This is a genomic window from Xanthomonas melonis (assembly GCF_020783655.1).
In the GTDB taxonomy this organism is placed as follows: Bacteria; Pseudomonadota; Gammaproteobacteria; order Xanthomonadales; family Xanthomonadaceae; genus Xanthomonas; species Xanthomonas melonis.
In genome coordinates this window covers 1-6,707 of record NZ_JAJGQH010000030.1, presented here as the reverse complement: position 1 = coordinate 6,707, position 6,707 = coordinate 1, and the positions used below count along the sequence as shown (strand labels likewise).

7 protein-coding genes, 1 other RNA gene and 1 pseudogene are annotated in these 6,707 nt (G+C 64.1%); 5 read left to right on the top strand and 4 right to left on the bottom strand.

The genetic code is table 11. The features are described from left to right. On the top strand, positions 1-422 hold a 422-nt coding region (locus tag LL964_RS19990), incomplete at its 5' end, for an IS3 family transposase (protein ID WP_228329515.1). 22 nt (positions 423-444) lie between these two features. Here LL964_RS19990 and LL964_RS19985 read toward each other — a convergent pair. Together LL964_RS19985 and ssrA are read right to left on the bottom strand one after the other, a co-directional pair. Beyond that, positions 445-636, bottom strand: a pseudogene (locus LL964_RS19985) (integrase); the annotation flags it as partial. Positions 637-852: 216 nt separating this feature from the next. Further along, positions 853-1,249: a transfer-messenger RNA gene (gene ssrA / locus LL964_RS19980) on the bottom strand. Positions 1,250-1,381: 132 nt separating this feature from the next. Here ssrA and LL964_RS19975 point away from each other — a divergent pair. Continuing rightward, the gene (locus LL964_RS19975) at positions 1,382-3,820 is read left to right on the top strand and encodes a S8 family peptidase (RefSeq protein WP_104587968.1); all 2,439 of its coding nucleotides are present in this window, start codon (positions 1,382-1,384) and stop codon (positions 3,818-3,820) included. Between the two features lie 137 nt (positions 3,821-3,957). Here LL964_RS19975 and smpB read toward each other — a convergent pair whose 3' ends face one another. After that, entirely contained in the window at positions 3,958-4,461 is a 504-nt protein-coding gene (smpB, locus tag LL964_RS19970) for an SsrA-binding protein SmpB (protein WP_029221007.1), read from the bottom strand. Positions 4,462-4,521: 60 nt separating this feature from the next. On the opposite strand from smpB, the gene LL964_RS19965 reads away from it, so the two are divergent. Next, on the top strand, positions 4,522-4,953 hold the full coding sequence (locus LL964_RS19965) for a type II toxin-antitoxin system RatA family toxin (protein WP_104587967.1): 432 nt from the start codon (positions 4,522-4,524) through the stop codon (positions 4,951-4,953). Beyond that, on the top strand, positions 4,953-5,225 hold the full coding sequence (locus LL964_RS19960; protein ID WP_208621463.1) for an RnfH family protein: 273 nt from the start codon (positions 4,953-4,955) through the stop codon (positions 5,223-5,225). The genes LL964_RS19965 and LL964_RS19960 overlap by 1 nt, the downstream gene beginning before the upstream one ends. Before the next feature lie 152 nt (positions 5,226-5,377). Here the strand turns inward: LL964_RS19960 and LL964_RS19955 are convergent, their stop codons facing one another. Next, entirely contained in the window at positions 5,378-5,773 is a 396-nt protein-coding gene (locus tag LL964_RS19955) for an outer membrane protein assembly factor BamE (protein WP_104587966.1), read from the bottom strand. A gap of 104 nt (positions 5,774-5,877) precedes the next feature. Here LL964_RS19955 and fur point away from each other — a divergent pair, with 104 nt between their 5' ends. Next, a complete protein-coding gene (gene fur, locus LL964_RS19950) occupies positions 5,878-6,288 on the top strand; it encodes a ferric iron uptake transcriptional regulator (protein WP_029221003.1) in 411 nt (136 codons plus the stop codon). Positions 6,289-6,707 lie beyond the last annotated feature (419 nt).

Sequence of the window (6,707 nt, the reverse complement as noted above, 5' to 3'; positions counted from 1 at the left end):
TCGATCTGTTTTCCAGGCAGGTCGTCGGCTGGGCGATGCGCGATCGAGCCGATACCGAGTTGGTCGTCCAAGCGCTGTTGTCGGCGGTGTGGCGGCGCAAACCCAGCGCTGGTTGCCTGGTCCACTCGGACCAAGGGTCGATCTACACCAGCGATGACTGGCAGAGCTTCCTGGTGTCCCACGGCTTGGTGTGCAGCATGAGTCGGCGTGGCAACTGCCACGACAACGCGCCCGTGGAGAGCTTCTTCGGTTTGCTCAAACGCGAGCGGATCAGTCGGCGGATCTACCCGACCAAGGACGCCGCACGCGCCGAGGTGTTCGACTACATCGAAATGTTCTACAACCCACAACGCCGTCATGGTTCAACTGGCGACCTATCGCCTGTAGAGTTCGAACGGCGCTACGCGCAACGAGGGTCTTGAGTGTCTACGGAACCATGGGCGTATCAGCAGACAGTTCCATCCTACCCACTTTGATGGTGTAAGGCCGAGCTTTGTTGCCTTGCAATGAGGCCAAAGCCTGGCTCAGCAAATCGTCCTTCATGCTGCTTGCCCCCTGCCGCATCCGATCGAATGCTTCCGAGAGTGCCACAGCAGTCCGTGCCACCGCCAGTCGGGCAGCATCACCGAGGGACAAGCGAACGGGACGGACAAGGTAGCGCGAGCCAATGAGGGCTTGCAGGTCGGTCGGGACGAAGAAGCGCACATAGAGCCCAGCAGGGCGGCGCAAAAGTAAGGCTTCGGCACGGGGTTTGATACCTTGTTTGATACCTAACGCAGGCTCAAACTGAACATCAAACCCCGGGCCTAACCTTAGCGAATCAAGCACTTACTGCTCTTTTCCGCGATCAGATGGTGGAGGTGGGCGGAATCGAACCGCCGTCCGGAAGCACTCCATCCCCGGCACTACATGCTTATCCCTCCGTTAGATCTCGTCCCCAGGCAGCACGGCGGGCAAAGCGCACCTGAGAACCAGCCTGCTTGATCTGACCGGCAGCTGACAGGCAGCCACTACCGGCGGTTCCGTGATAATGACCCTACACTTACGAGCACGGGCACAAGTAAGTTCGGGGGTTCGCCTTAGGCGGCTGTAGAACTACAACTAAAGCCAATTAAGCGGCGATAGCGAAGTCCGAACCGTAGTTGTCGTCGTTGGCAACTAAAAGTTTGCTGCTGGATTAACGAGGAAAGCTGCCCCCTCGGCATGCGCCAAGCGACTTCGCGACCCCCGTCGAAACCAGTGCACCCCCGGGGAAAGCATCAAACGCTGACCTGATCAGTGTAGGGATCGGCGCGCCCTGTCACAAGTGGTGGGACCTTCAGCGCTTACAGTGGCTTCATCCGTATAGAACGGAACAGTCCGCAAGCGAAGGAGCGAAGCGATGGCGACAGGCAAGCCCTCAGGTTCACGGCCGGCGCGTCGCGCGTCGGGCACGACCGCCGCACCCGCCGCCCGACGGCGCGGCAAGGGAGCGCAACCGGCAGACCAGGCGGACATCGCCACCCAGCGCGTGCAGGGCAAGGCGCGCACGGTGATCTATATCCATGGCATCGGCAACAAGCCACCCGCCGAGGTACTGCGCTGCCAATGGGACAAGGCCTTGTTCGGGCGGCCGATGGGAGAGCGCACGCGCCTGGCGTACTGGGTCAACCGCGAGCGCTATCCCGTGCCCGAGCCGGGCAACTGCGATAGCCGCGACGTGGGCCCGGCGCTGAATCAGAGCGTGCAACGTGCCTTGAGTACGCTGGGCCTGGTGCCGGGAACGCAGGACCTGCACCTGCTGGCCGATGCGTTGGCCGAGAGCGCGCAGGAACGTGCGGATTTGCACCGGTTGCTGGATGAACTCGATGCTGCCAGCGTGCCGGGCGGCTTGCAGGCAAAGGGCCCGATTGATGCGATCAACCGCGTGCTGCTGCGGCTGATCTCCGCTGCGCTGCTGCAGGACGTGCATGACCTGTTCTTCGTGCCGGAGCGTGCCGCGCTGATGCGCGAGAGCCTGGCCCAGCGCCTGCGTGCCGGCGGCGGGCCGTTCGTGGTGGTCGCCCACAGCCAGGGCTCGATGATCGCCTACGACGTGCTGCGCCAACTGCAGGCGGCGGAGTGCGAGGTGCCACTGTTCCTGAGCCTGGGTTCGCCGCTTGGCCTGCCGCAGGTGCGCAGCATGTTCAAGCGCTGGACCGGCACACGCAAACTGCCGTTTCCCGCGTGCGTGCAGCGCTGGATCAACGTTGCCGACACCGGCGACCCGATCGCCTTCGATCCGGACCTCACCGACGATATCGCCAACGCCAGAGGGCGCTTCGAAAATCTTGCCGCCGCGCGTCTGAATCCGGATTGGCAGAGCAATTCGCACTCGGGTTCGGGCTATCTGTCGATTCCGCAGGTGCGCGCGGCGGTGCGTCAAGCCGTTGGTGTCGGGTTCGATCAGCCGGTGTCCAACGCGGTGCTGATCAAGGATCTCAGTGAGCAGCTCGAGGCGCATGGTGCGGAGTACCGGCATGAAGTGCTGATCGAGCTGGATCGGCGCGTGCTGGGCGGCGATCCGGGCGGCGTGCGCGCGCAGTTGCTGGCCCAGTTGCGGCAGGTCGCCTCGCGCAGCACGGGGCTGGAAGGCGATGCGCTGGACGAGGCGATCGAACTGGAAGACGGCCTGCAGCGCTTCGTGTCGGCGCGGCTGACGCGCTTCGAGATCGAGTCACTGCAGGATCGCTATCGCGCACTGGGTTTTCGACGGGTATGGCGCGATGCCGGCAAGCGCGCGTTGATCCATGTCTCCGGCAACGTGCTGCACGCCGATGCGGCGCGCATTGCGTACCGCGCGCGCGGCCAGCAGATCGGTTGGGCGGTGCTGGATACCGGTATCGCGGCCAGCCATCCGCACTTCTTCGTCAAGGGCGAGCGCGACAACGTGGTGGCGCAATGGGATTGCACGCGGCGCGGCGCGGCCCGCCACCTCACACGCGGCGATGGCGAAGCGTTCGCCAGGCTGGACCGGCATGGGCACGGCACCCATATCGCCGGCATCATCGCCGGTCATTGCCATGCCTCCATTCCCGATGCGCAAGGCCGCCCCGGCAGTCCGCTGGAGTTTGCGGGCATGGCACCGGATGCGCGCCTGTATGGTTTCAAGGTGCTCGACGATGCAGGAAACGGCCGCGATTCGTGGACGATCAAGGCGGTGCAACAGGTGGCTGCGATCAATGAACGCGCCGGCGAGCTGGTCATCCACGGCATCAACCTGAGTCTGGGCGGCTGCTTCGACCCGGAAAGTTACGGTTGTGGCTTCACGCCCCTGTGCAACGAGCTGCGCCGGCTCTGGCGGCAGGGCGTGCTGGTGGTGGTGGCGGCCGGCAACGAGGGGCTGACCTGGCTGATGCAGAACGACGGCGGCACCTATCCGGCCAATATGGACCTGTCCATCAGCGATCCGGGCAATCTCGAAGAGGCCATCGTGGTGGGCTCGGTGCACAAGAGCAGCCCGCACAACTATGGGGTGTCGTACTTTTCCTCGCGTGGCCCCACCGCCGACGGCCGCAGCAAACCCGATGTGGTTGCGCCGGGCGAGAAGATCGTTTCGGCGTACTACGACTTCGACCCGAGGGATCCTGCCAGCCTGATGGTGGAGATGAGCGGCACCAGCATGGCCGCGCCGCATGTCTCTGGCCTGCTGGCCGGATTCCTGTCGGCACGCCGCGAGTTCATCGGCTTCCCGGACCGGGTCAAGCAGCTGCTGCTGGACACCAGCACCGATCTGCAGCGCGATCGCTACGTGCAGGGCAGGGGAGTGCCGAATCTGATGCGTATGCTTGGGGAGACGTGATTCGGGAGTCGGGGGGCGGGATTCGCAAAGGCAGTGAGGCCGTGTGCTGCAGTGGTGCGCAAGCGGATCGCAAGCCAGCCATGTACCAGTTCATGCACAATCGCTGTAACGAATCCCCAATCCCGAATCCCCGCCCCTCAGGCATCACGGTTATGCCGCCGCATCACGCGCTGCTTGTCGCGTTGCCAGTCGCGGTCTTTGGCGGCGTCGCGCTTGTCGTGGTTCTGCTTGCCCTTGGCCAGGGCGATTTCGAGCTTGACCTTGTTGCTGCTCCAGTACAGCGCGGTGGGCACCAGGGTGTAGCCTTCGCGCTCCACCCGGGTCAGCACCTTGTCGATCTCGTTCCGGTGCAGCAGCAGCTTGCGGTCGCGGCGTTCGACCGGCACGGTGTGGGTGGAGGCCTGGATCAGCGGGGTGATCTGCGCGCCGATCAGATAGATCTCGCCAGAACGGACATAGGCGTAGCCGTCGACGATATTGGCGCGCCCGGCGCGGATCGCCTTGACCTCCCAGCCCTGCAGCGCCAGCCCGGCCTCGTAGCGTTCTTCCAGGTGGTATTCGTGGCGCGCACGCTTGTTCAGCGCGATGGTTTTCGTGGCCTTCGCGCCGTTTGCTTTATCCTTGGATGGTTTCTTGCTCATGACGCCATTGTCGCCGATTCGGTGTCGTCAAACGATCTTCCGTCTTTCACAAGTTAGCGAATGCCTACCATCCGTCGCAGCGCCCTGGTCGAACACAGTACCTCCCGCATGTTCGATCTGGTCAATGATGTCGCCGCCTATCCACGCCGCTTCGGCTGGTGCGACGCTGCCCATGTGCTCGAACAGGATCCGGGGCGTATCGTTGCGCGGCTGGACCTGGGGCTGGGTACTTTTCGAACCTGGTTCACCACCGAGAACATCCTGGAACGCCCGCAACGCATCGTGATGCACCTGCGCGACGGGCCATTCAAGCGCCTGGAGGGCCTGTGGGAGTTCCAGGCGCTGGGCGAGAATGCCTGCAAGGTCAGCCTGACCCTGGACGTGGAGACCAGTTCGCGCTTGTTGGGGCCGGCGCTGGCGCTGGGTTTCCAGGGGCTGGCCGATCGCATGGTCAACGATTTCGTCCGGGTCGCCGATCGCGGCGACGCGTGATGGTGCAGGTCGAGGTGGTACTGGCCTGGCCGGACCGCTACAGCGCGGTGCAGCTCACGCTGCCCGAGGGCGCCACAGTGGCCGACGCGGTGGCCGCATCCGGCCTCGAACGCGAACACTCGCCTGCCGCGCTCGCCATCCATGGTCAGGTGACGCCCTCAGAGCGAGTCTTGCGCGACGGCGACCGGGTGGAGTTGCTCAGGCCGCTGCTCCTGGATCCCAAAGAAGCGCGCCGTCGTCGGGCCGGACCGGACAAAAAGGCGCGGACCTAGCGCCTGAGAGCGGCTCCATGCTGCAGCATGGCTTGCGACGGCCGGCGAACGCGCGGTTGGCCGGACACGCCCGCCCGTTGCAGGGTGCAATAGCTAGGGGTGGTCGAGAAATCAGTATCGCTGCGGTCAGGGGCAAACCCCGACCGAGTGGCTCAACGGCCGCGCTGCTTCTTCTTGTCGCGCGCCAGATTGCGGCCGAACTGCTTGGGTGCCGACTTGGCCAACTGCTCGTCCTGGGAGGGGAAATAGTCGCCTTCCCAACGGGTTACCTGGTCGTTCTCGAAGAACACGGTGAAATTCTTGATCTCGGTATGCGCCAGACGATCCACCCGCTGGGTGGAGGTGTAGTCCCAGCGCTGGGCGTGGAACGGGTCCGGAATCGACGGCGTCCCCAGCAATGCGCTGACCTGCTGCTTGCTCTGGCCTACCTGCAGCTGCTCCACGGCGTTCTGCTTGATCAGATTGCCCTGGTAGATCGGCTGCTTGTAGATGATGCCGCAGCCAGCGGTGGACAAGGCAATGGCGGCGACCAGCAGGAGATTGCGCATCGTGGAGTAAGTGCTGAGGAAATCACGCCGATGATACACTTCCCCCGGTCGCCGCGACCCGTTTGAAGGCAGCTGGCGCTAAATCGCCAATGAACGGAGAACACATGGAAACCCACGACCTGCGCAAAGTCGGGCTGAAGGTGACCCACCCGCGGATGCGGATCCTGGAACTGCTCGAACAGAAGAGCAACCAGCATCACCTCAGCGCTGAAGACATCTACCGGCAGTTGCTGGACCACGGCGATGAGATCGGGCTGGCCACGGTGTATCGCGTGCTGACCCAGTTCGAGGCTGCTGGTCTGGTACTCAAACACAACTTCGAAGGCGGCCAGGCGGTATACGAGCTGGACCGCGGCGGCCATCACGATCATATGGTCGATGTGGACACCGGCCACGTCATCGAGTTCGAAAGCGAAGAGATCGAAGCACTGCAGCGCCAGATCGCCGCCAAGCACGGCTATGAACTGGAAGAGCATTCGCTGGTGCTGTACGTACGCAAGAAGCGCCAGCGCTGAGGTCGGTGCGCTGCAGTGGGGAATGAACGACGAGGCGGCTTTGGCCGCCTTGTGCGTTCTGGGGTTGTGTTGCCTGGCTTGCTTGCTGCCGGGTGCTGCCCCCATCCGCCCTTCGGGCACCTTCCCCCGCGGGCGGGGGAAGGGAGTGGTGGGTGGTCAGTTGCAGTGCAATCGAGAGATCACGCGCAGCCAGGCATCGCTTCTCCCGCCAGCGGGAGAAGGTGGCGCGCAGCGCCGGATGAGGGAGGGGCAACACCGTTTGCGCTTGTCGCGCCTTTGTTGGTCGCCTCGCAGCAATGCTGCCCCCATCCGCCCTTCGGGCACCTTCCCCCGCGGGTGGGGAAGGGGGCGGTGGGTGGTCAGTTGCAGTTCGATCGAGAGATCACGCGCAGCCAGGCATCGCTTCTCCCGCTGGCGGG

Coding starts and splice junctions, on each gene's coding strand:
- LL964_RS19975 (WP_104587968.1), top strand. CDS start 1,382: ATGGCGACAGGCAAGCCCTCAGGTTCACGGCCGGCGCGTCGCGCGTCG.
- smpB (WP_029221007.1), bottom strand. CDS start 4,461: ATGAGCAAGAAACCATCCAAGGATAAAGCAAACGGCGCGAAGGCCACG.
- LL964_RS19965 (WP_104587967.1), top strand. CDS start 4,522: ATGCCTACCATCCGTCGCAGCGCCCTGGTCGAACACAGTACCTCCCGC.
- LL964_RS19960 (WP_208621463.1), top strand. CDS start 4,953: ATGGTGCAGGTCGAGGTGGTACTGGCCTGGCCGGACCGCTACAGCGCG.
- LL964_RS19955 (WP_104587966.1), bottom strand. CDS start 5,773: ATGCGCAATCTCCTGCTGGTCGCCGCCATTGCCTTGTCCACCGCTGGC.
- fur (WP_029221003.1), top strand. CDS start 5,878: ATGGAAACCCACGACCTGCGCAAAGTCGGGCTGAAGGTGACCCACCCG.